The 23741-nt window shown below is 50.9% G+C and carries 19 protein-coding genes and 1 riboswitch; all 19 genes read left to right on the plus strand.

What is annotated here, in order from left to right:
- The first annotated feature begins 8 nt into the window (after positions 1–8).
- A complete protein-coding gene (locus L6H70_RS20685; RefSeq protein ID WP_236336000.1) occupies positions 9–866 on the plus strand; it encodes a helix-turn-helix transcriptional regulator in 858 nt (285 codons plus the stop codon).
- 1097 nt (positions 867–1963) lie between these two features.
- The gene (locus L6H70_RS20690; protein WP_236336001.1) at positions 1964–3136 is read left to right on the plus strand and encodes a sensor histidine kinase; all 1173 of its coding nucleotides are present in this window, start codon (positions 1964–1966) and stop codon (positions 3134–3136) included.
- Positions 3137–3159: 23 nt separating this feature from the next.
- Positions 3160–3795, plus strand: coding sequence for a response regulator (locus L6H70_RS20695; RefSeq protein ID WP_054938969.1), 636 nt, complete (start codon positions 3160–3162; stop codon positions 3793–3795).
- A 356-nt stretch (positions 3796–4151) separates the two neighbouring features.
- Positions 4152–4892, plus strand: coding sequence for a YveK family protein (locus L6H70_RS20700; protein ID WP_236336002.1), 741 nt, complete (start codon positions 4152–4154; stop codon positions 4890–4892).
- Entirely contained in the window at positions 4876–5517 is a 642-nt protein-coding gene (locus L6H70_RS20705; RefSeq protein WP_236336003.1) for a CpsD/CapB family tyrosine-protein kinase, read from the plus strand. The genes L6H70_RS20700 and L6H70_RS20705 overlap by 17 nt, the downstream gene beginning before the upstream one ends.
- A gap of 44 nt (positions 5518–5561) precedes the next feature.
- Complete coding sequence (gene galU / locus L6H70_RS20710) at positions 5562–6452, plus strand: UTP--glucose-1-phosphate uridylyltransferase GalU (protein WP_054938972.1); 891 nt, start codon at positions 5562–5564, stop codon at positions 6450–6452.
- A 63-nt stretch (positions 6453–6515) separates the two neighbouring features.
- Positions 6516–7208, plus strand: a complete 693-nt coding sequence (locus tag L6H70_RS20715) for a sugar transferase (RefSeq protein ID WP_054938973.1) — start codon at positions 6516–6518, stop codon at positions 7206–7208.
- A 25-nt stretch (positions 7209–7233) separates the two neighbouring features.
- A complete protein-coding gene (locus tag L6H70_RS20720) occupies positions 7234–8169 on the plus strand; it encodes a glycosyltransferase (protein ID WP_236336004.1) in 936 nt (311 codons plus the stop codon).
- A gap of 9 nt (positions 8170–8178) precedes the next feature.
- The gene (locus L6H70_RS20725; RefSeq protein ID WP_236336006.1) at positions 8179–9492 is read left to right on the plus strand and encodes an O-antigen ligase family protein; all 1314 of its coding nucleotides are present in this window, start codon (positions 8179–8181) and stop codon (positions 9490–9492) included.
- 29 nt (positions 9493–9521) lie between these two features.
- A complete protein-coding gene (locus L6H70_RS20730) occupies positions 9522–10295 on the plus strand; it encodes a WecB/TagA/CpsF family glycosyltransferase (RefSeq protein ID WP_236336008.1) in 774 nt (257 codons plus the stop codon).
- A 28-nt stretch (positions 10296–10323) separates the two neighbouring features.
- On the plus strand, positions 10324–11817 hold the full coding sequence (locus L6H70_RS20735; RefSeq protein ID WP_236336010.1) for an O-antigen ligase family protein: 1494 nt from the start codon (positions 10324–10326) through the stop codon (positions 11815–11817).
- Positions 11783–13168 (plus strand): lipopolysaccharide biosynthesis protein, encoded by a 1386-nt coding sequence (locus L6H70_RS20740; protein ID WP_236336012.1) that lies wholly within the window; start codon positions 11783–11785, stop codon positions 13166–13168. The genes L6H70_RS20735 and L6H70_RS20740 overlap by 35 nt, the downstream gene beginning before the upstream one ends.
- Positions 13169–13412: 244 nt before the next feature.
- Positions 13413–14267, plus strand: coding sequence for a glycosyltransferase family 2 protein (locus tag L6H70_RS20745; protein ID WP_236336014.1), 855 nt, complete (start codon positions 13413–13415; stop codon positions 14265–14267).
- Complete coding sequence (locus tag L6H70_RS20750) at positions 14254–15447, plus strand: glycosyltransferase family 4 protein (protein ID WP_236336016.1); 1194 nt, start codon at positions 14254–14256, stop codon at positions 15445–15447. The genes L6H70_RS20745 and L6H70_RS20750 overlap by 14 nt, the downstream gene beginning before the upstream one ends.
- Positions 15441–16580, plus strand: coding sequence for a glycosyltransferase family 4 protein (locus tag L6H70_RS20755; RefSeq protein WP_236336017.1), 1140 nt, complete (start codon positions 15441–15443; stop codon positions 16578–16580). Before L6H70_RS20750 ends, L6H70_RS20755 begins: the two co-directional genes overlap by 7 nt.
- Positions 16581–16680: 100 nt before the next feature.
- Complete coding sequence (locus tag L6H70_RS20760; protein WP_236336018.1) at positions 16681–17781, plus strand: glycosyltransferase; 1101 nt, start codon at positions 16681–16683, stop codon at positions 17779–17781.
- A 4-nt stretch (positions 17782–17785) separates the two neighbouring features.
- Positions 17786–19126, plus strand: coding sequence for a UDP-glucose dehydrogenase family protein (locus L6H70_RS20765; protein ID WP_236336019.1), 1341 nt, complete (start codon positions 17786–17788; stop codon positions 19124–19126).
- A 410-nt stretch (positions 19127–19536) separates the two neighbouring features.
- On the plus strand, positions 19537–20910 hold the full coding sequence (locus tag L6H70_RS20770; protein WP_236336020.1) for a sugar phosphate nucleotidyltransferase: 1374 nt from the start codon (positions 19537–19539) through the stop codon (positions 20908–20910).
- Positions 20911–21048: 138 nt separating this feature from the next.
- Positions 21049–21128: riboswitch (cyclic di-GMP riboswitch) on the plus strand.
- Positions 21129–21140: 12 nt separating this feature from the next.
- Positions 21141–23558 (plus strand): PA14 domain-containing protein, encoded by a 2418-nt coding sequence (locus tag L6H70_RS20775; RefSeq protein ID WP_236336021.1) that lies wholly within the window; start codon positions 21141–21143, stop codon positions 23556–23558.
- Positions 23559–23741 lie beyond the last annotated feature (183 nt).

Consider the following 23741-nt stretch of genomic DNA (forward strand, 5'->3'; position numbering starts at 1 on the left):
TGCAATGTATGCCCAAGGTCATGGATTATATGATCAGTCCGTATCCCATTAGGGTTATTGATCCGAAGGTGGATAGCTCTATGCTTAGACTGGGCGGCATCCGGATAGGGCAAGCAGGTCATCTGCCAGGCAGAACATTATTCCGCAGGGATGTAGTGTTTGAGCATTGGGCGCTGGTCTATATTGTATCCGGCTCCGGTACCTTTGCGGAGAACGGGGGGGAGGTTCAACCGGTCCGGGGAGGCAGCCTGTTCTTCTTTCGCCCGGGCTGCAGCTATAGCTTTGGTCCGCCGCCTGGAGGGAGCTGGGATGAATATTATATTAATTTTGACGGGAAGCGGGTAGATGAGTGGCTGGAGTCGGGACTAATCGCAGCGGGAATGATATTTCAGGGAAATGCACTGGCCGAACTTGCGGCTTCGTTCGAGGAGGTCCTGGGTCTGATGGACGGGGGCGCACCTGCTGATGCCGACCGGGCGGCACTTCGTCTGGAGGCGATCCTGCTGGAATGTTCGTTTGTGACCCGGGACAACGCGCGGTTCTGGCAGCATGAAGCTATGCCACAGATTCGCCGGGACTTGAATTCCTGTGTGTATGAGCAGCCTGACTTACCGCAGATTGCCGCAAAACACCATATTTCCATGTCCACGCTGCGCCGTCTGGTCCGCAGCAGCAGCGGATATCCGCTGCATGAATATATCCACCGGCTCAAAATGGCGGAAGCAAAGCATTTGCTGCTGAATACCTCCCTGCAGGTCAAGGAGATTTCAGGCATGCTGCAGTACAGCGATCCGTTTTATTTTTCAAGGCTATTTAAGAAATATATGGGAATTTCACCCCAGCATTGCCGCAGTAACGTTCATTAGCCGACATAATTCTGCTTCATCTGTGGATTGTTGTCGGAATATGATGATTCATGTTGACACTGATAAAAACGGGATGTTATTATTTAGATAATATTAGCAGTTTTTATTAGTTCTTATTGACTATGTTATGCCGGAGATGAAACCATGAGAGAGTTTTACTGCATTAGTTGCCGTAGTCTCCATAAGGTGGATGTGCGTAATAATCATACTATACGTATTCTGTCCACCGGGTATCATATCGTTGGCGAGCAGCGTTATCAGATTTGTATTTGTGATCCTAACAAGTTGCATCTATCTTTGCCTGTAGTAGCCGAATAAGCTGCCCGGATGATGCCCTATGACCGATAGTATTCAGAGAATTAGCCTGTCCACCTGGTGGAGAGGCTAATTTGCTGTTCCTCAAACTTTTATTTGAGATTGATAGCGCTATCTTTGGCTTATATGGATAAAATTAAGTTAAACTTAGGAAAAAAAGGTGGACATTCTGTTATTTTTTTTGAAAAGAAAACGCTATCAGTAAATGTTGAAACTTGTTATTGTGATTTTTCTCATGTATGATGCTTTTAAACAAAGCTTTGATAAGCTCGCATTTTCCAAAAAAGGTGGAGAATAGGGTGGTGGGATGAAAATTAAAACAACCGCGGAAGACAGAATGATTGCTTTTTACAGATATTTCTCTTTGTCCCTCACATCGCTTATGTACCTCCTGGACCACACGGGGCCTTCCGTACTTCATAAATCCCTATTAATCATTGCACTCTTTATGATTGCTCAAGTGTTCACGATCTACTACCGGAGGCTCCGGGCCAGACCACGGGTTCTTATGCTGGTAGTTAGTATAGAGATGGCGGGCGTTATTGCATTGACTTTACTGACTGGCGGCTTTGAGAGCTCCTTCAAGCTCTATGTACTGAATCCTGTTTTAATTGCGGCGGGCTCATTGTCATTTTATTTCAGGTGGAGCCTGCTTCTGAGTTATATTGGCATAGTGACTACATTTTGTTACGTTTTTTTTGAACTCTGAGGGCAAATCTTTAGCAGATGCGGTGCTTCAGAACGGAAACCTGTTTCTAGCCCTGGTACTTACGGTTATAGTTATGCAAATGGTTAACAGGATCAAGCGGCAGCGGGAAGAAGCAAACGCGCGGACCAACGAAACCATGGAGCATATTAAATCGCTCTATCATATCGTGGAAACCTCCAGCCAGCATGACTTCATGAACATCGGGCAGGTCATCACAGACTATGTGGTGAAGCTTACCAAGTTGGATAAGGCCTTGTTCTGGTTCGCCAAAAAAAGTGGTGAACCCGCTCCCCAGAGCCGGCAGACCGGCTGGCAGCATGAAGAAGAACGTTTTTTGTTCACAGAGCTGGAAAAGCATGAGCACGAGTGGAGACTGCAGCGTGAGCCGGTGTTCAAGAGTCTGCCTGGCCTTGGCGATTTTTTGCTGATGCCGGTAAGAATGAGCACCCGATTTGTCGGCATGATCGGCGTGAAGCTGGAATCGTCGGAGGGTCTTGAGGGCCGCAGATGGTATATTCAGCAGCTTATGTTTCTGTCGGAGCTTAGCGCAATTATTCTTGAGCGCCATGAACTGGGTGTCATCGAAAATCGGCTGATCATCACGAATGAACAGAACCGGATAGCGGATGAAATGCATGACAGCGTGTCGCAGAGCCTTTTCGGCATTGTGTACGCAACCCACTCCCTGAAACAGACCTGGCGTAAAATGTCCGAGTCCGAACTGGAAGAGCAGATTGACCTCATTCATGATTCAGCGACCAAGGTTGCCAAAGAGCTGCGGATTACGATCTACAGTCTCAGCTCCAAGAAAAGCGGCGGACCTACGTGGCTGGGCATGGTGAGATCGCATCTTAAGAGCTTATCCAGGTTAAACGATGTGGAAATTGAATTAAAAATAACGGGTGATGATTTCAGTCTCCCTTATCCTTACCACAAGGCTCTCTTCCGGATTATTTCTGAAGCGACAGGCAATGCCATACGTCATGGTGCGGCCAGCAGGGTGGATGTCGAACTGTCCCTCAAGCCCAAATGGATCAGACTTTCGATTGTGGACGATGGCGTCGGTTTTGATACTGATCTGCTGTGGACAACGTCTGAGGATACTACCAGCGGACTTGGCATGAAGAATATGCAGTATCTGGCTCAGTCTCTAGGCGGAGATTTCCAGTTATCGAGCAGCGAGAATGCAGGAACCAAGATTTTAATTTCAATACCTGTCGGTGTGGCTGAATTAAAAAATGCATAAACTTTAGGCAGGAGGTCGTTCAAGTGAATATCGTCATTGTTGATGATCACCCTTTGGTGAGAAGAGGATTGGCAGCAGTCATTTCCATGCAGCCTAATCTGCATTTTGCAGGCGAAGCAACGAATGGCCAGGAAGCTCTTCTTGTGATTGAGGAGACACAGCCTGATCTTGTGCTGATTGATCTGAGGCTAGCTGATGAGTCGGGTCTGGATGTGATCAAGGCTGCACGGGCCCGCGGGCTGAGCAGCAAATTTATTCTGCTGACCTCTTCGGCAAGCAGAGAGGACTTCCTCAAAGCGGAAGAAGTCCTGGTTGACGGCTATGTGCTGAAGGAAGCATTGCCGGAAGAATTGCTGTTCGCGATCCAGCTGGTCCATAAGGGCCGGAAGTATTATGATCCCGGATTAATGGAAGATAAGATGCGGATGAGCGGCAGCAGCCCGACGGACGAATTGACTCCGAAGGAGAAGGAAGTGCTGATTGAACTTGGCCAAGGTGCCTGCAATAAGGATATTGCTTCGCGCCTGTTCATCAGTGAATTTACGGTCAAGAAGCATGTGAGCCAGATTCTCGCAAAGCTGCAGGTGGCTGACCGGACGCAGGCGGCGCTGTACGCTAACGCGGTAGGGCTGACCAAGTACGAAATGTCTTATGATTAACAGGACTTTATAATTTTTCATGAAATGTTGGAACACGGACACGGATGTCCGTGTTTTTTTGTGTCCAAATCTCCCTGAATCTAACACGGTAATGTATAGGGATTTAAAGGTTTTACTAATGAAATAACGGACTGCGTCGGCTTAGCTTCCATCTATTGATAATATTTACCAGCGGTATGGTACAAAAGTATACCATGACGCCCCACTTACGGACCAAACCGACTCACACGAAAGTGAAGATTAAAGTAATGGTAGGAGCCATGTGGCAACTCGTACCGCTTGATAGAATTAAAGCAAGATATCTGAAACTTTCATGATTGCTTTCAGAATGCAACTAATGCGGAAGGAGGGTTACTGTGGAAAAGACGATTTTAGATTACATTAACCTGATTAAGAAGAGGTTGTGGTTGATAACGGTGTTTGTATTAATCTCCTGTGCTACCACCTTCTACATCAGCAAGAACTTCGTTGTACCCGTCTACTCCGCCTCCGGACAACTGCTGGTCAACAATACTGCAAATGTACCCGAGAGCAATAATCTCAACAACTTAAACTTCAGCCTTAACCTCATCGAGAGCTACAAGGAAATTATGAAGTCCCCGACGATTATGAAGAGTGTTGTAGCCGACCATCCGGAGTTTGGCCTTACGGAAGATCAGCTGGCTGCGAAGCTTCAGGTAAAGACCTCCGAAAAAAGCCAGGTCATCAATCTCAGTGTAGAAGATGAAAGTTACAGCAAGGCGGCAAACATTGTAAACGCGGTTTCGCAAAGCTTCATCCGCAGCCTGCCATCACTCATGAAGCTGGACAATGTAACATTCCTGACTCCGGCTGATCCGGCTGATGTACCTGCGGCAACAAACGGCAGTTTTGCAATGAATCTGATTATCAGCTTTGTTGTCTCATTGATGGCCGCAATCGGGATTATCCTGCTGCTGGAAACACTCAATGGAACACTCCGCACCGAGAAGGAAGCCGAATTCGATCTGGGACTGCCGGTCATTGCCAGCATCCCGACGATCCGTAAACGCGATCTCGGCAAAGCGGCAAACGCTAATGCAAGAGTAGGGGAGGGCGCTTATGTTACGGCCGAATAAAAGTTTAATTGCGGACCTGAACCCGTCTTCGCATATCTCTGAATCCTTCCGCTCGCTTCGTACCTATATCCGCCAGCTTGGTCTGGCTGGAGGGAGCGGCGGACAGGTGCTTCTCTTCACCTCCGCCGAAGGAGGAGAAGGCAAGACGACGATCCTGTCCAACCTCGCTGTTTCTTTTGTCCAGGACGGCAAAAGAGTCGCTGTTGTTGACTGCAACCTGCGCCATCCCGGACTTCATAATGTGTTCGAGGTGGAAGGCAGCCAGGGGCTTGCCGCTTACTTAAGCGGACAGGAGGAAGCTAAGGATATTGCCGTCTACGGGAACCTTGCCAATCTGGCGGTTATTCCAGCCGGTATTACCCGGGTCAGTCCTCCGGATCTGCTCGGCAGCGACAAAATGACCGCTCTGCTGGATGAGCTGAAGGCAAGCTTCGATCTGATCCTGCTTGACTCTCCGCCGGCGGTAGAATTCAGTGATGCACGGATTCTGGCTCCGCTATCCGATGGTGTAATCCTTGTGGCAAGACACGGAAAGACCAAACGTGAAGCAGTCCGCAAGCTGAAGGTGCTGATGGAACAGACCGGTTCCAAAATTCTTGGCATTGCCATGAATCAGGCCAAATAGAGTTTTCAAACATATCCCACCAAACTTTATAGGAGGTAAGTGCGATGAAAAAGGTAAAGAAGGTAATTATCCCTGCAGCAGGGTTAGGAACGCGCTTCCTGCCTGCAACAAAGGCCATGCCTAAGGAAATGCTTCCAATCATCAACAAACCGACCATTCAGTATATCGTGGAAGAAGCTATTGCTTCCGGTATCGAGGACATCATTATCGTTACTGGTAAAGGAAAGCGGGCGATCGAGGATCACTTCGACAACGCCTTCGAACTGGAGTCCCGCCTGCTGGAAGACGGCAAGCTGGAGCTGCTTAAAGAAGTTCAACGTTCCTCTAAAGTAGAAATACACTATATCCGGCAAAAAGAACCAAAGGGTCTCGGACATGCGGTTTGGTGTGCAAGACGGTTTATCGGAGACGAACCTTTCGGCGTAATGCTGGGGGACGATATCGTAACCGGAAAAACACCATGCCTCAAGCAGCTGATCGATCAATACGAAGAAACACAAAATTCGGTGATCGGGGTTCAGGAGATTCCGGATGAATTCACTAACCGCTACGGGATTATCGAACCGGATCTTCAGGACGGACGGCTCTACCGGGTAAACAATTTTGTTGAGAAGCCGGCGCTGGGTACAGCACCATCCAATCTGGCGATCATGGGACGCTACGTATTTACTCCAAAAATCTTTAAATATCTGGACCTGCAGGAAAAGGGTGCCGGAGGCGAAATCCAGCTCACGGATGCAATCCAGAAGCTGAATCAGAGTGAACGGGTATATGCCTACAACTTTGATGGTACGAGATACGATGTCGGCGAACGGCTCGGTTACATTTTGACTACGCTGGAATTTGCACTTCAGAGCGACGACCTGCGCTATCCGGTGATGGATGCGATGGCGGAATGGCTCAGCAAAGCCGGACAAATCACTCTTAGCAGCTAATCCATCTTGCGTTTGTTTTACCAAGTAAATTTGTACCTAAACATTTAGGAGGAATGAGGAGAAATGAGCATGCAAAAACTGCCGGAAGACTATGAGGCCGTCCTGCCGAAACTTTACATGCTGCATGCCAAAGAAGGAAGTAAAGAAATGGATTCCTATCTGGTGATGAAGCGGATTATCGACGTTTTTTTCTCCGCTCTTGGCCTTCTCGTACTACTGCCGCTCTTCGCTCTTGTGGCCATCCTGATCAAGCTGGAAGACCCCAAAGGCAAAGTGTTCTTCCGGCAAAACCGGGTTGGCAAAGACGAAAAGCTGTTTCCCATGTATAAGTTCAGATCCATGGTCTCCAATGCCGAGGAGCTGAAAGCGAATCTGATGGCCTATAACGAAGTGAGCGGTGCTATGTTCAAGATCAAAAATGATCCCCGCATCACACGGATCGGAAGATTTCTGCGCAAGACTAGTATCGATGAACTGCCTCAGCTCTGGAACGTGCTGATGGGCCATATGAGTCTTGTTGGTCCCCGTCCTCCGCTCGTTGAAGAGGTGGCGCAGTATACGGATTACGACAAGCAGCGGCTGCTGGTTACACCGGGATGCACAGGATACTGGCAGGTTAACGCCAGAAACAGTGTCGGTTTCGACGAAATGGTGCAGCTGGATCTGACTTATATCCATATCCGCAGCACGATGCTGGACCTCAAGATCATTTTTAAAACCGGCCTGATGCTGCTCGGTTCCAAAGACGCTTATTAAAATTATGGGAATTGGGTGATAGCCGATGACTGAGTACGGACACGTCCCTAAGATTTCCATTATTATCTGCACTTATAACAGGTCGGCTTTACTGGTTAAGACGCTCCAGTCCCTAATCACACTGGAGAACCTGCAGGAGGCTGAGATCATTGTGGTGGATAACAGCTCCACGGATGACTCGGCAGCCGCCATTAAAGGCTTTATTGAGGCTCATGGTGCAAAAATGGATATCCGTTATCTTCTGGAGCCGGTACAGGGATTGTCGGCGGCCCGGAATGCAGGGATTCTGGCTTCCAAATCGCAAATCATTGCCTTTCTCGATGATGACGCGATACCTTGCCGGAATTGGATTACCACAATCATCAGTACATTTGATGAAAGGCCGGAAGTCATGGCCATGGGCGGAAAAGTCGCCCCCATCTTCGAAAGCAAGCGCCCGGACTGGCTGATTAAGCCGTTCGAGCTGCCGTACACTATCGTTGATCTGGGCGGCAAGGTCAGGGAATATCCGAAGCGGTTGCATCCTTGCGGAGCCAATATGGCGATGCGCAAACCCGCGTTCAATATCAGCCTGTTCCCGCTGGATCTCGGAAGAAAAGGGGATTCCCTTATCTCCGGTGAAGAGACGTGGCTGTTCGGCCAACTGCAGAAAGAAGGGCACACCATCCTTTATCATCCGCAGATGGCTGTTGAGCATTTCGTAGCGGCAGGGCGCCTGACGGAAGATTGGATTATGAAAAGGTATTACAGTCAAGGCATCTCCAACGCCATGAAAAGCGAAGGGGTAAAAGGAAATCTGCTCCTGCTCGGAAAGACAGCCGCCAAAGTAGTGTATATCCTGGCGGACTCGGTACTATCCAGAAGCCAGGGCAGAAAACTTTTGAACAAGTGCCGGCTGGAGAGTATTCGTGGAACTCTTCATATGTTCTGGAACCGGAAGAGGGAATCTGCAGCGGGGTGAGGGAAGACAATGACTAATTTTGAGTGGGGCTCCAAAATGAACGCTTTGCCATACGGAATGCTCTACCTCGTGTCCGCACTGTTCCTGGGGACAGCGGTCATTTACCAGCCGGCAATTGCGGTAGCGGCCGTACTCCTGATTATTTTGCTGGTTGTCTCCATTTCACGACCCGAACTGATCAGTTATTTCGTTCTGCTGACGACGGCCATCTCCATCAATTTCCTGTACGACGGCAGCATGTTCGGAATTGAAATCCTCTCGCTCTACAAGCTGGTGATCCTGGTACTTCTGGTGCCCTGCATTCTGGTAAACGGACTGAAGTTCAAGCTTAGTCCTCCCCTATGGGCCATGCTGGGACTGGTATTTATCACCTTCGGCTTCTCCATCTGGCTGCCGGAGATGAGCTCCTCGATTGCCGCAAAAGCCTTCATCGGATTATCGCTTCCCTTCGTATTTCTCCTGATCAACTGGAAGAAAGAGGTGGCTGAGAAGCAAATCCGCATCATCGCCATGCTGCCGCTGGTAAGTGTGCTTGCGGGAGTGCTGCTGCAGGTGGCTCACCTGCATGCTTTTCTCGACATCGAGTTCACGGGCGCTGTACGGATACAGGGGGCGAACATTCCGGCGCATTTGGCGATGCTGGCCTTCATGGGTATAGGCATTTCATTTATTGAGATTAAACGCAGTCCGCAGCATATCCGTTATTTCTACATCATGCTGGCGCTGAACTTTCTGATTCTGATCGGAACAGGAACGCGCGGACCTATATTAGCCCTGGTGCTGATGATTCTCTATTATTTCTACGACATCTCACGCCAGTACTTAAAAGGCAAAACGCAGTATCTGATTCCACTGCTATGTTCAGTGATGTTGATCTTCTCGGCAGTTTATCTGCAGCTGGATAACATCAAGAAGCGTTCCTTTGAACGGACAACTGAAACGGGGGTTGACCTGTCGGGGCGGGCGGAGGCCTGGGAGTACTTCCTGAATAAAGTGGCAGATTCCCCTTGGTCAGGAAGAGGACTGGGAGCAGTTACGGTCGCGAATGACGGGACGCTCTATAAAGGCTTTGTTGTTCCGCATAATGAGTACATCCGGTTTTACTTCGATGGAGGGTATATCGGCGCTATACTGCTGCTGCTTTCCTTATTGGCTGTGTTTCTTCTGGTTTACAGAGCTTTGGCACCGCCGGTCAAACCTTACTATCTGCTCTTTATAGCAGCGTTTCTTATTTATTCTTTCTCCGACAACACGCTGTCGACGGTCCAATCCATTATTCCGTTCTGTTGGTACCTGAACTGCCTGTATCGATCTTCACAGTAGGCCGACTCCCCACAAAAAGAAGTGATACGATGAACCAAGTTAACATGTTCGATGTCAATTTCGATAATTATGATTTCATGGATTTGCTTGAATATATCGACAAAACGATTCAGGAAAGGAATCAGTCCTACATCCTGACCTGCAACGTCGATCATGTGATCAAGCTCCGTAAGGACAAAGAGTTCCAGACTGTTTATTCCGAAGCAGGCGCTGTAGTCGCAGACGGAATGCCGCTGATCTGGGCTTCCAAAATGCTCGGCAAACCGCTGAAGCAGAAAGTATCCGGCGCGGATCTCTTCAGCCGTCTGGGCAATGCCTTCGAGCAGAGGAAATACCGCCTGTTCTTCCTGGGCTCAGCAGAAGGTGTACCGGAGCGGGCTACTCAGAATCTAAAAGCGTCTTATCCGGATATGAACATCGTCGGCTGCTATTCCCCTTCTTATGGCTTCGAGCATAACGAAGAGGAGAACCGGCGTATTATCCAGATGCTGACCGACAGCCGGCCGGATATCGTATTTGTCGGTGTGGGTGCGCCGAAGCAGGAGAAATGGATTTACCGCCATTACACCTCTTATCAGGCGCCGATCTCGATCGGCGTGGGCGCTACCTTCGACTTTCTCTCCGGTTCGGTAAAGCGGGCGCCGAACTTTATGCAAAAGACAGGGCTCGAATGGTTCTGGCGGCTTAGCCAGGAGCCGGGACGGCTCTGGAAAAGATATCTTGTAGACGATGCCCAATTCCTAGTCCTGCTGCTCAAAGAGCTGCGCAAGAAGGATAAAGTGAAGGGCAGCAGTCTTGAATGAATGACCGGAGCGGAGGTGGGAAAAGAAGATGACGGACCAGAATGAAAGCAGCTTGACGCTGCCATCCCTGACAGCGGTAAGATCGGGAGCGGTGATGGCGCTGATATGTGCCATATGCCTTGGCCTTCCGCTGATGATCGGGTTCGCCAGTGCGAAACTCAGTGCTTCCAACAGCCTGCAGGGCGTGGTTCTGGCGGGGATTCTCTTTCCCGCCTTCCTGCTGGCGCTGGTGAAGCCGAAGCAGCTGCTCACCTACACACTGCTCGTATGGGCGGTGGCTCCGGAGCTGAGGCGTATCGCTGACTGGTCGGAGGGCGTGTACCATTCCGTATCACTGCTCAGTCTGGCACCGCTGCTGACGGGTGCACTGCTTGCGGTTCCGGTGCTCAGGGAGATTCACCGGATCCGCAAATCCTCCACCCGGATCATCCTGCTGTTCTCGGTTGCCCTGGCCTACGGTGCACTGATCGGCCTGGCCAAGAACGGCATAGGTTCAGTGTACGATCTGGCGAATTACATCGTACCGCTACTGCTGATTCCATTCTTTGCAGTCACGCGGTTCAATCCAAAAGATATTGACCGGCTGCTGTACTCTTTTGCCAACATAGCAGTGCTGGTCGCCGTTTACGGTATCGTTCAATATCTGACCGTTCCGCCATGGGATGCCTTCTGGATGCGGAACGCCGATATGATGTCCATCGGAACTCCGTATCCTTTGGAAATCCGGGTCTTCTCCACACTGAATTCACCCGGGCCGGCTGCAACCTTCCTGGTGTTCGCACTGGTGCCGATGATTCTGGAGAAGAGATGGCAAGGCACACTGCGCTGGATCGGCGTACTGCTCGTAGTGATCTGCCTGCTGACCACTCTGGTCCGCTCCGCCTGGCTGGTGATGCTGGTGATGCTGCTGGTCTACATCGGCTCCTCGCCTTCGAAGGGCAAGTGGAAGGCACTGCTCCAGCTGGCCTTTGTAGCAGCAGCACTGTTCTGGATCGTGCCGAAGCTTCCGGGTGCAGAGGGGCTGGTCGCCCGGATGGAGACACTGACCTCTGTGCAGGAAGACCACTCCTATAACGAACGGCTCAGCCTCTGGCAGAACATGCTGCCGATGGTCGCATCCAACCCGGTGGGTCAGGGAATCGGCAGTGTAGGGCAAGGAACCAAGATAGGCAACGGAGGAGAACTCGGGGAATACGGCAATATGGATAACGGGTTTATCGCATTGCTGCTTACCTTTGGAGTGTTGGGTGCTTTGTTCTTCTTCGGTGCACTCGGCGCAGTTATTAAACAAATTGTCAGCCGGGTAACGAGCAAGGACAGTCTCCAGCCTTATGCCAGGCTGTCGCTGGCCGCATGGACGGGAGCGGTAGTCAGCCTGGTATCGGACAACGGCTTCCCAGGACTTAAAGGATATCTGATCTGGATGCTGATTGGCCTGGGCCTTGGCGCTAAAGAGATTATTGAGAGCAGAAAGAAGGGGACACCACATGCAGCAGTTGAACGCGAAATCACTTCCCACTAGCACAGTCTGGTCCTCGCTCAAGAGCTTTACGAAGAGCAAGAACAACAGCTCTGCCGCCGTAAAAACGATGATGGTCAGCGTACTGATCCTGCTGGTCAATATGCTGACCGGTGTGCTGACCGCCCGCTACTTAGGCCCGACAGGCCGCGGGGAACAGACGGCTATGGTGAACTGGTCGCAGTTTCTGGCGTTCAGTATGAGTTTTGGTATTCCCTCGGCACTGATCTACAACGCTAAGAAGAACCCGGATGAAGCCGGAGTGCTGTACCGGGTGGCGCTGTTAATCGGGCTCGGGTTCGGGGTGGCAGCAACGACGGTAGGTATTCTGGTCTTGCCGTACTGGCTGAAATCCTTTAGCCCGGACGTGGTCCTGTTTGCACAGGTGTCCATGATTCTATGCCCACTGATTGTGCTCTCACAGGTCAATAATGCAGCCTTTCAATTCAGAGGGGATTACAAAACCTTCAACCTGCTGCGTTATCTGATTCCGCTTCTGACGCTTGCAGCGATCGGGATCCTGATCCTTACCGGCAGCATGAATCCATTTACTACCGCACTGGCCTATCTGGTTCCGTCGGTTCCGCTGTTCATCTGGATGACGATCTCGCTGCTCCGTACCTACAAGGTAAAGATGAAAGATACTTACCTGAATTTCAAAAGATTGTTCACCTACGGGCTCGGCTCTTACGGCAATGACCTGCTCGGCCAGTTCTCCTACTATATTGACCAGATCATTATCGCCGGCCTGCTGCGGCCAGCCGATCTGGGGCTGTATGCGGTCGCGGTGAGCCTGTCGCGGATGGTCAACTTCTTCTCAAATTCGATCACAGTGGTGCTGTTCCCGAAAGCTTCCGAGCTATCGAAGGATGAGGCGATTGCGCTGACCTTCAAAGCTTTCCGGATCAGCACCACCTGCACCCTGCTCGGTGCGCTGTTCCTGATGCTGGTGGCCCCTTTCGTAATTCCGCTGCTGTACGGCAAAGATTTTAACACAGCACTGACTGTGTTCCGCCTGCTGTTGCTGGAAGTAACGATCAGCGGAGGCACACTGATTCTGGCTCAGGTGTTTATGGCGCTCGGCAAACCGAAGTTTGTTTCCATCCTTCAGGGGGTGGGCCTGATCCTGGTGATCCCGCTGCTCTTCCTGCTGGTGCCGAAGTTCGGATTGTTCGGAGCAGGGGTAGCGATGCTCTCCTCTTCAGTGCTTCGCTTCTTGTTCATCATTCTTAATATCAGATATAACCTGAAAGTCAAGCTGCCCCGCCTGTTGATCAACGGGGATGACATTCAGTGGATGAAGACGACGATGAATTCCTATATTCGCAAAAAACCTATGGATACGAGCAGTTGAGAATTTTTACAGCGAGCAGAGGACACGATGCGAGCTACTAACTGCTAAACAAAACAAGGGACGGTGCCAGAGGAGCGAAGAGAAAGTTTGGAGCTGTAGAAGCGTTAGCGTTCGCCTTTGTCTTCTGATTTCAACCGCAGCCGCGGTTCAATCAGGAAATCAGAAGACAACAGCGATCGAAAGCCCAAATCTTTCTCGCAGCGACGACAGACACCGGACCAAACCAGCAAAGGAGGAGACCTTCATGGATTCAGTGACAAGCGTGCTTGGCGGCCCGGGCAGTTACCCGATTTCGGCTGTCATCATTGCTCAGGATGACGAAGTTCGCATATCCAAAGCAATTCAGTCCTGCCGACTATTCGCCGATGAGGTGGTTGTAATCGACGGAGGGAGTAAAGACGGGACGGTGCAGCTGGCCGAAAGCCTGGACTGCCGGGTGTACGTCAACCCATGGCCCGGATATGCCAAACAAAGGGAATTCGGGGTGGAACGCGCCGTCCATGATTGGGTCTTCCTGATTGATACCGATGAAGTGGTCAGCGATGAGCTGGCCCAGGATATTCTGCAGCGTAAGCCGGCCCTGACGGACAGGGCTGTGGCGTACTCGCTATACCGGATCGGAGATTTCCTGGGCAGATGGCTGGACAAAGGAGAATACCTGGTGCGTCTGTACAACCGCAAGGAGTACGGCATCCGCAACTCCCTGGTGCATGAAATGCCGGAGGTTGAAGAAGAGCGGACAGTCCGCCTGAATGGAATTCTCTGGCACCAGGGCTTTCGGAGCATCAATGACCACGTGGCCCGCTTTAACAAATACACCGATCTGGAGGCTCAAAGCGCTTTTGCCAGCGGTAAGCCGTTTAAGATGAGAAATCTGCTGCTGCGGCCGCCGGCACGGTTCCTGCAGAAATATTTCCTGCACGGTTTGTTCAAAAAAGGCATTTCGGGATTCGCGGTATCCGTATTCTGGGTGATGTATGAATTCATGGTCGGCTTCAAGCATTACGAATTAACAAGCTCCAGCAAGCTGGCCCGGCACAACGCACAGGGTCAGGCGGAGAAAGAAAAGAAAGGGGAGCGAAGCTATGCCGTACAGTGACGGACTCAATATTATGACGACCGGCCTCAGTTGGCCATCGCTCCAGCCCGGCGGGCTTAACACGTATTTCAAATCCGTATGTGAGCAGCTCTCCTCACGCAATCAGGTGCATGCGCTGATCTGCAGCCAGGAGACGCCCTCCACCCCCAAAGAGCTGATTATCCATAACGCCGGCGACCCCAAAGAGACCATCTGGAAGCGCAAGGATGCATTCCAGCGTAAAGCAGCAGATCTGATGGGAAACGGCAGCGGGCGTATTGATATCCTATATTCGCATTTTGCACCATACGGCATTGGGCCGGCAATAGAAGCTAAGAAGCGAGGCATTCCGGTAATCATGACCTTTCACGGTCCGTGGAATGAAGAGATGAAGATCGAGGGGCAAGGCATCAAGCACCGGGTCAAGACGACCATTGCCAAATCGATTGAACGCAAAGCCTATAAGCTGGCGGATAAATTCATCGTACTCAGCGAGTACTTCCGTGACATGCTACACACGCTGCACGGTGTACCGCTGCACAAGATCATCGTCATCCCGGGCGCAGCGAATGTGGAACGCTTTGTTCCGGCAAGCAACCGGCTGGCCGTACGGCGGACGCTGAATCTGCCGGAGGGGGCAACGACAGTCCTGACCGTACGGCGGCTGATGAACCGTATGGGGCTGCTCCAGCTGTTGGATGCCTGGAAGCAGGTCACTGAACGCTTCCCGAATGCGATTCTGCTGATTGGCGGCAAAGGCCCGCTGCGCGCGGAGCTGGAAGAAAAAATCGCCGATTACGGCCTTGCTAACAAGGTCCGGCTGCTCGGATACATTCCCGATCATCAGCTGGCCTCCTACTATCAGGCAGCCGATATGTTCGTGGTTCCCTCGCAGGCGCTTGAAGGCTTCGGCCTGATCACCGTTGAAGCCCTTGCTTCCGGTCTCCCCGTGATGGCTACGCCGGTAGGCGGCAACAAAGAAATTCTCCAGGGCTTCCGCCCGGAGCTGCTGTTCAAGAGTGCGGCCAGCGATGATATGGCGGAAGGCATGATTCATATGCTAAGCAACCGCAAGCTGCTGCCGAGCCGCGACGAATGCCGGGATCATGTACTGGAGAAGTACACCTGGGAGCATGTTGGTGACCGAGTGGAATCCGTATTCCTTGAAACTTTGGGAAAGGGTGTGGCAGCAGGATGCTAAAAGTCGCTTATATTGATCACACCGCGAAGTGGAGCGGCGGAGAGGTTGCTCTTTTCAACATTCTTACCAATATCGGTGAACAGATTGAACCGCTGGTAATCCTGGCGGAAGAAGGAACACTTGCTGAACGGCTCCGCGAGAAAGGGATCGATGTCCGCATTATTCCGCTGGATGAGAGCATCCGCAGCCGCGGCAGAAACGCCGTCAACCTCGGCGCTCCGGCAGCAGCCATTAAGCTACTGGCTTACGGACGCAAGCTGGCGCCGCTGCTCAAGCAGGAGAAAGTGGATTGTGTGCATACCAATTCCCTGAAGTCGGCCTTTTACGGCGCCGTTGCCGCCAAAAAAGCAGGAGTGCCGCTGATCTGGCATATCCGGGATCATATCGGAGCCCCGTATCTGAAGCCGGTTGTTGCCAAGGCTATCCGGCTCCTGTCACGCCTGCTCCCGAACGGCGTTATCGCCAACTCCCACTCTACGCTGAATGCGCTGGAGCTGCCCCGCACAAAAAAAACCCTCGTCGTGTATTCCGCTTTTGCCAAAGCGATCGGCGAAGGAATCGGCAAACGGGATCAGAAGGATTTCAACGTGCTCCTGGTAGGGCGGCTGGCACACTGGAAAGGCCAACATGTCGTGCTGGAAGCAGCGAAGGCTTTTAAACAGGATAGCCGGGTTAAGTTCTGGCTGGCCGGCGACGCGCTTTTCGGAGAAGAAGAATACAAACAGGAATTAATCCGCAAGATGCAGCAGGATGATCTGAGCAATGTCAGTCTGCTGGGACATGTGGATGACATACAAGGCCTGATGAATAAAGCAGATTTGCTGATACACACGTCGATCACCCCCGAGCCGTTTGGCCAGGTTATCGTCGAAGGTATGGCGGCTGGACTGCCGGTGATCGCCTCCAATGAAGGCGGACCGGTAGAGATCGTAGTACCCGGTGTAACGGGACTGCTGATCCAGCCAGGAGACGCTAAGGTACTCGCAGATTCAATCACCTGGATGCTGGACCATCCCGAAGAGCGCAGACGGATGGCGGATAGTGGAATGAAGCGGGTGAAAGAGCACTTCGTCATCGAGAATACAGTCAAGGACATCGTTGACTACTACAAAGGTTTGCTGGCAGCGACCTAATAGATTCCCGAACTCAAGCCAAAGCGTAAACAACAACCGCCTGCATCCATACAATCACTACTTGATGATGCTGCTCCATAAAACTTTGAGGATGATTCACATGAAAATTGCGATAGCGCACGATTACTTAATCCAAATGGGCGGGGCGGAAAGGGTAGTGGAAGTTTTCCACCACATGTATCCGGATGCTCCGATCTTCACGACGGTTTTTAACGGAAGCCGCCTAACCGACAACCTCAAAGATGCGGATATCCGGGCCTCCTGGCTGCAAAAAATTCCGGGAGTGAAGACCAATTTCAAAGGGGTGCTGCCGCTTTATCCCATGGCCATCCGAGATCTGGACTTTCGCGGATATGATATTGTCCTGAGTTCCAGCAGTGCTTTTATGAAAAGCATTCAGGTGCCCGAATCGACGTTTCATCTATGCTACTGCCATACGCCAATGCGCTTCGCCTGGGATTATGACACATACATGGAGCGGCAATCGAACTCCGGACTGTTCAAAAGACTGCTGAAGGTCTACATGCAGCGGCTCAAGTCCTGGGACCAGCGGACATCCAAAAATGTGAACCAGTTCGTAGCCAACTCTTCCGTAGTGAAGAAGCGGATCCAGAACTATTATCACCGGGATGCCGATGTGATTTTCCCGCCGATCAACACCGCCCGGTTCACAAGCTCCAGTTCCATCGGCGATTATTACCTGATCGTCTCCCGGCTTGTTTCCTACAAGCGGATCGATCTCGCCGTGGAGGCCTTCAACCGCAATGGTCTTAAGCTCTATATCGTCGGTGACGGACCGGACCGCAAACGGCTGGAGGGCATGGCCAAAGATAATGTATCCTTCCTCGGACGGCTGGAAGATGGAGAGGTAACAGGCCTGATGTCACAGTGCCGGGCATTTATTTTTCCGGGAGAAGAGGATTTCGGGATTACGCCGCTGGAGGCGAATGCCGCAGGCAGACCGGTCATCGCTTATCAGGCCGGAGGCGCACTGGATACTATCGTTCCATACGTCAACGGTGTGTTTTTTCAGAACCAGGAAGTTGACGATTTACTTAAGGCCATCCACGAAGTGGAGTCCTACCCATGGGATATCGGCCAAATTATGGGCCATGCCCGCAAATTCGACGAGCAGGCGTTTATGGTGCAGTTCAAGCAATATGTAGAGCAAGCCTACATTAATTTCCTAAAAGGAGGATGATTGTATGAAGCTGGCAGTTATCGGTACCGGCTATGTCGGTCTAGTATCTGGCGTATGTTTTACACTTAACGGGAATCATGTCATCTGCGTCGATAAGGATGAGGAAAAAATCAACAAGCTTAACCGGATGGAATCCCCCATCTATGAACCGGGGATCGAGGCATTGATTGAGATGAATCTCCGGGAGGGCAGATTATCCTTCTCTTCGGATCTTCAGGAATCGGTGCGCCGCTCAGATATCGTCATTCTGGCTGTGGGTACACCTTCTTTGCCGGGTGGCGAAGCGGATTTAAGGTATATCGAAGGAGCCGCTACAGAAATTGCCCAGGCGATGGAAGGCTACAAAATCATCATGACCAAGTCGACTGTTCCGGTTGGCACGAATGAGAAAATCCGCAACCTCATCGCTTCCCACACGAATCATCCCTTCGATATTGTCTCCGCTCCCGAGTTCCTGCGTGAAGGCTCAGCAATCCGCGACACCCTTCATCCGGACCGGATCGTTATCGGCCTCGATAATCCGCAGCTTGAGCCGACCATGCGCCAGCTTCATCAGGGCTTCACAGAAAATGTTTTCGTAACAGATATCCGCAGTGCGGAAATGATTAAATATGCTTCAAACGCATTCCTGGCAACCAAAATTTCTTTTATTAATGAGATTGCCAACATATGCGAAAAAGTGGGAGCTGATGTAACCATGGTAGCGGAAGGCATGGGAATGGACCGTAGAATTGGTTCCTCATTCCTGCAGGCCGGCATCGGTTATGGAGGCTCCTGTTTCCCGAAAGATACCAATGCGCTTATCCAGATCGCCGGTAATGTCGATTACGAATTCAAGCTGCTGAAATCGGTAGTTGAGGTGAACAAGGACCAGCGGTTCATGATCATCTCGAAGCTCCATGAATCGCTAGGCAGCCTGCGCGGCGCAGTCATCGGTATTTGGGGGCTGGCCTTTAAGCCGAATACCGATGATGTCCGCGAAGCTCCAGCACGTGAAATCGTCGAAGCACTGGTAGCGGAAGGTGCAACAGTGAAGCTGTATGACCCGATTGCTGCTGATAACTTCAGAGCAGGGTATGATCATTCGCAGCTGCGTTGGTGCGGCCTTCCGGAAGAGGCGGCAGAAGGCAGCGACGCCATTTGCCTGCTGACTGACTGGGCCCAGTTCAAGGATATCGATCTGCATCAGCTGGCAGGCAGCATGCGCCGCCAGATTCTGATCGACGGCCGCAACGTTTACTCCAAGGAGCAGATCGAAGGCACCGGGCTGGAGTACCACTCGGTCGGTCGCCCGCAAATGGGCGGATTGAGCGGATATTCCCCAAGCGTCGCCGGGGCGATCTAATCCAGAGTTGCTCTTGAGCGCAGCTTTAGCTGCCGCTCCGCTCCTTGCCTTATAGCTGCAACTCCTTGCCCTTAAATTGCCGCCTACCAAGCGGCAATGCCGGATCTTTAGCAGGGAGCTAGCCTGCGGGCAAAGTAAGCAAAAGCTGCGATTCTTCCAGAACGCTCAGTCAAGCAGGAGTTCTTAACCGTAAGCTGTTATGGAATGGAACGGAGAGGAATTTTGGAACTGTAGGAGCGATATGCGTCCGCCTTTGTCTGCGGATTTCAACCGCGAAGAGCGGTTCAATCAGGAAATCTGCAGACAACAGCGGCCGAAAGTCCAAACATTCCTTGCAGTGACTCTCATAACAGTGTGATTTTTAACAATCCGATATTTTCGCGACAACACATAAATAGGAGGGTTCACTTATGAAACTGGTACTTCTATCAGGCGGTTCTGGTAAACGGCTCTGGCCTTTGTCCAACGATTCACGTTCGAAGCAATTTCTGAAGGTACTGGAAAGCCCGACGGGTGAACCGGAATCTATGGTACAGCGTGTCTGGAGACAGCTTGAGGAAGCGGGCATGACAGGTTCGTCTTATCTGGCAACGGGCCGCAGCCAGGTGGAATCGATTCAGAGCCAGCTTGGCAGCGAGGTTCCGATCATCGTTGAGCCTGAGCGCCGTGATACCTTCCCGGCCATAGCGCTGACAGCAGCTTACCTGTATTCGATGGCCGGTGTTTCTCCGGACGAAACAGTCGCTATCCTGCCTGTTGATCCCTATGTGGAAGCTTCATTTTTCGATACCGTAGTCCAGCTTGAGCAGACAATGGAGGAAAGCGGCGCAAATCTGGCGCTGATGGGCGTAGTTCCTGAACATGCGTCAGAGAAATACGGATATATCATTCCTACCACTGCTGAGGCGGGAACAAGCGGATATCTGCAGGTGAGCCATTTCCAGGAAAAACCTGACCGTGTACAAGCCGAAGGTCTGATCAGCAAAGGTGCCCTTTGGAATTGCGGGGTGTTCGCTTTCCGCTTGGGTTATCTGCTTGATATTCTGCAACGCAAAGGGCTGCCGCTTAACTACGAGGAACTGCAGAAGCAGTATAAACTGCTTGCCTCTATCAGCTTTGATTACGAAGTGGTGGAAAAAGAGGAGAATATCGTGGTTCAGCCTTATGCAGGATTCTGGAAGGACCTGGGTACCTGGAACACGCTGACTGAAGAAATGAGCAGCAATCTGGTAGGAAAAGGTGTTGTCACAGCCGATTCTGAGGGGACTTGCCTGATCAATGAGCTGGATATTCCGATTACAGTCATCGGGGCGAAGGATTTAATTATTGCCGCCAGCCCGGATGGCATCTTGGTTACACATAAAGCGGAAAGCCCACGGATCAAAGAAGTGCTGAAGTCTTACGAGCAAAGACCGATGTTCGAGGAACGCCGCTGGGGCCATTACAAGGTCATTGATTATGTGAAGTACGATGAGGGCAATGAAGTTCTGACTAAACGGATTTTTATTGAAGAGGGCAAGAACATCAGCTACCAGCTGCACCGCAAACGCAGTGAAATCTGGACCTTTGTAAGCGGGGAAGCCAGCATTGTGATTAACGAAAAAATGCATAATGTGAAGGCGGGCGATGTGGTTCGCATCCCTGAAGGCACCAAACATGCGATCCTTGCGCTGACGGATGTGGAGTTTATCGAAGTGCAGACCGGCTCCGAATTGGTGGAAGAGGATAATATCCGAATCACCTTGGACTGGAAGGATATAGCATTACAACAGTTCATTTCGTAGGCCTAAATAATCTATTTAACCAATTGTTACAAATCCAAAACAGGTATTAAGAACCATTTATTAAGAAATCTTAATTTTTGCTATAAACCTACAACTAAATAGAGTCGATACTTACGGTAAGAAGGAGAAATCCTTCCAAAACGACAAAGGCAAACCTAATCGAAAGATAGGGACGCAAAGCTATAGGGCCTCTTAAAAGTGGCAGCCTGGCTACCGAAAGGAAGATCATTTTGAAAACTTACCGTAAGTTTCGTTTGTTGTCCGCCGTGTTGTCACTGGCTGTGTTTTTGTCCGCAGTACCGCTTGGACTAGGACTTGCACCTTCCCCGGCTAAAGCAGCTTCAAGTACAGCTGTGCCAGTTAATCCGGACGCTTCAGCTGAAGCCGTCAAGCTCCTCGGTAACCTGTATTCTATTTCCGGAAAAGGTATTATTTCAGGTCAGCATGATTATCTGGAGAGCCCGGATGAATTTAGCAACAAGCTGAAAGGAACAAGCGGACAATATGCCGCACTTCACGGATATGAGCTTGGAGTTATCAGCGGACAATCCGAAAGCACCGCCGCAACGCAACGGAAGAATGTAGTCAATAGTGCGATCAACTGGGCTAAATCTGGTGGTATCGTAGCAATGACTTTTCATGAGAATCTGCCGGGCACTACGTATGATTGGGCTAATGTGCAGAAATCATTAACACAAGCAGAGTTCAACAAATATATAACACCAGGTACGGCACAGTATAATGCACTGATTGCTGATCTCGATAAGGTTGCAGTTTCACTCAAAAGCCTGCGGGATGCAGGAGTCCCCGTACTTTGGAGACCTTATCATGAGATGAACGGAGACTGGTTCTGGTGGGGAAAGAAGACCAACTTCGCCTCACTTTGGAATATTATGTATGACCGGTTTGTTAACTATCATAAACTTAACAATCTGCTGTGGGTATGGAATCCGAATGCTCCGAATGCCTGGTCTGATCCCTATGAGCTGACCTATCCTGGTGCAGATAAGGTCGATGTACTTGCAGCTGATATATATAATAATGATTATATGAATAAATATTATGACAGCTTGGTTAGTCTGGCTGCCGGTAAACCGGTCGGCATCGGTGAGAATGGTGAAATGCCAAGCACAGCTAAGCTGCAGCTCTACCAGAAGAATTACGTTTATATGATGAACTGGGGAAAAATGCTCTATGATAACAACAGCACGACTACAATCACAAGCTTTATGAATGACAGTTACACCCTGACCCGGGATGAATATAAGGCATTCACAGTCCCGGGAGCAACGGCAACGCCGACAGCTACGCCAACGGCAACACCGACCGCGACACCAACGGCAACGCCGACAGCGACACCAACGGCAACGCCGACAGCTACGCCAACGGCAACGCCGACAGCTACGCCAACGGCAACGCCGACAGCTACACCAACGGCAACGCCAACAGCTACACCAACGCCGACTCCTGTACCTGAAAATACATTGCAGGCACCGGTACCGCTGGTAAACGGGCTTACAGGCGAATATTTTAAGAATATGACGCTGTCCGGCACGCCTGTGCTGGTACGCAATGATAGTTTGCTTAATTTCAACTGGCGTCAGGCATCACCGGATGCTTCATTGCCCGTAGATATTTTTTCCGTACGCTGGACCGGCCTGATTAAGCCTTCTTATAGTGAAACTTATCAATTCTATACAACGTCTGATGATGGTATCCGTGTCTATGTGAATGGAACGGCCGTCATCGACAGCTGGATGAAGCAGAGCGGTACCGAGCGTACCGGAAGCATTGCTCTGAAAGCCGGACAGTATTATGACATTAAAGTAGAATATTATGAAAATGCCGGTGATGCCAATATCCGGATGATGTGGCAGAGCCCAAGTCAGGCCAAAGTAACCGTTCCTTCAAGCGCATTGTTCCTGAAAAGCTCCACATCATCTATAAGTGCTGTAGAATCGTCATTAATGACCAATTCGCTGGCTATGGTACAGACAGTAACAGTGTCACCAACGCCAACAGCAACACCAACGCCGACAGTGGCACCAACACCGGCACCAACGCCGACAGCGGTACCGACGCCGACAGCAGCACCAACGCCAACGCCAACGCCAACGCCAACGCCAACGCCGACACCAACGCCAACGCCAACGCCGACAGCGGTACCGACGCCGACAGCAGCACCAACGCCAACAGCAACACCAGCACCTGCGGCCAACGGGCTGCAAGGGGAGTATTTCAACAACATGCAGCTGGCGGGAACTCCCGCTGTAGTACGTACCGACGCGGTTCTTGACCTCAACTGGCGGCTTGGCTCGCCGGATGCGGCAATTGGAGTGGATTTCTTCTCCGTACGCTGGAGCGGTAAAATTAAGCCGCTGTATAGTGAGACGTACCAAATCTATACCTCTTCAGATGACGGTGTCCGTGTCTGGGTCAATGGCAGTCTCATCATCGACAGCTGGGTGAAGCAGAGTGGAACCGAACGCATGGGAAGCATAAACCTGCAGGCAGGACAGTTATATGATATCAAAGTGGAATATTATGAGAACCAAGGGGATGCAAGAGCGAAGCTGATGTGGGAAAGCCCGAGTCAGTTAAAGGGAACTGTCCCGTCAAGCGCCTTGTTCCTACCTTCCGCTTCCTAAAATAAGCGATTCGCAGTCTGTTATATCACCGCCGTCACTGATGCTGGTTAAGCCGTTACAATACTAAATCCTCAAAAGTCCACCCATTAGGGCCCTGCTTACCAGCAGGGCTACTAAGCTATAGGCCTTAGTTGGCTGCAAAATGACTGCCCTGCTAAGGGAAATGTCACTTGCTCCATGGAA

The sequence above is a fragment of the Paenibacillus auburnensis genome, from assembly GCF_927798115.1.
Lineage (GTDB): Bacteria > Bacillota > Bacilli > Paenibacillales > Paenibacillaceae > Paenibacillus_AQ > Paenibacillus_AQ auburnensis.

Bases quoted from the DNA above. Each gene is read 5' to 3' on its own strand.
- L6H70_RS20685 (WP_236336000.1), top strand. From the start codon at position 9: ATGCCCAAGGTCATGGATTATATGATCAGTCCGTATCCCATTAGGGTT.
- L6H70_RS20690 (WP_236336001.1), top strand. From the start codon at position 1,964: ATGCAAATGGTTAACAGGATCAAGCGGCAGCGGGAAGAAGCAAACGCG.
- L6H70_RS20705 (WP_236336003.1), top strand. From the start codon at position 4,876: ATGTTACGGCCGAATAAAAGTTTAATTGCGGACCTGAACCCGTCTTCG.
- galU (WP_054938972.1), top strand. From the start codon at position 5,562: ATGAAAAAGGTAAAGAAGGTAATTATCCCTGCAGCAGGGTTAGGAACG.
- L6H70_RS20715 (WP_054938973.1), top strand. From the start codon at position 6,516: ATGAGCATGCAAAAACTGCCGGAAGACTATGAGGCCGTCCTGCCGAAA.
- L6H70_RS20720 (WP_236336004.1), top strand. From the start codon at position 7,234: ATGACTGAGTACGGACACGTCCCTAAGATTTCCATTATTATCTGCACT.
- L6H70_RS20725 (WP_236336006.1), top strand. From the start codon at position 8,179: ATGACTAATTTTGAGTGGGGCTCCAAAATGAACGCTTTGCCATACGGA.
- L6H70_RS20730 (WP_236336008.1), top strand. From the start codon at position 9,522: ATGAACCAAGTTAACATGTTCGATGTCAATTTCGATAATTATGATTTC.
- L6H70_RS20735 (WP_236336010.1), top strand. From the start codon at position 10,324: ATGACGGACCAGAATGAAAGCAGCTTGACGCTGCCATCCCTGACAGCG.
- L6H70_RS20740 (WP_236336012.1), top strand. From the start codon at position 11,783: ATGCAGCAGTTGAACGCGAAATCACTTCCCACTAGCACAGTCTGGTCC.
- L6H70_RS20745 (WP_236336014.1), top strand. From the start codon at position 13,413: ATGGATTCAGTGACAAGCGTGCTTGGCGGCCCGGGCAGTTACCCGATT.
- L6H70_RS20750 (WP_236336016.1), top strand. From the start codon at position 14,254: ATGCCGTACAGTGACGGACTCAATATTATGACGACCGGCCTCAGTTGG.
- L6H70_RS20755 (WP_236336017.1), top strand. From the start codon at position 15,441: ATGCTAAAAGTCGCTTATATTGATCACACCGCGAAGTGGAGCGGCGGA.
- L6H70_RS20760 (WP_236336018.1), top strand. From the start codon at position 16,681: ATGAAAATTGCGATAGCGCACGATTACTTAATCCAAATGGGCGGGGCG.
- L6H70_RS20765 (WP_236336019.1), top strand. From the start codon at position 17,786: ATGAAGCTGGCAGTTATCGGTACCGGCTATGTCGGTCTAGTATCTGGC.
- L6H70_RS20770 (WP_236336020.1), top strand. From the start codon at position 19,537: ATGAAACTGGTACTTCTATCAGGCGGTTCTGGTAAACGGCTCTGGCCT.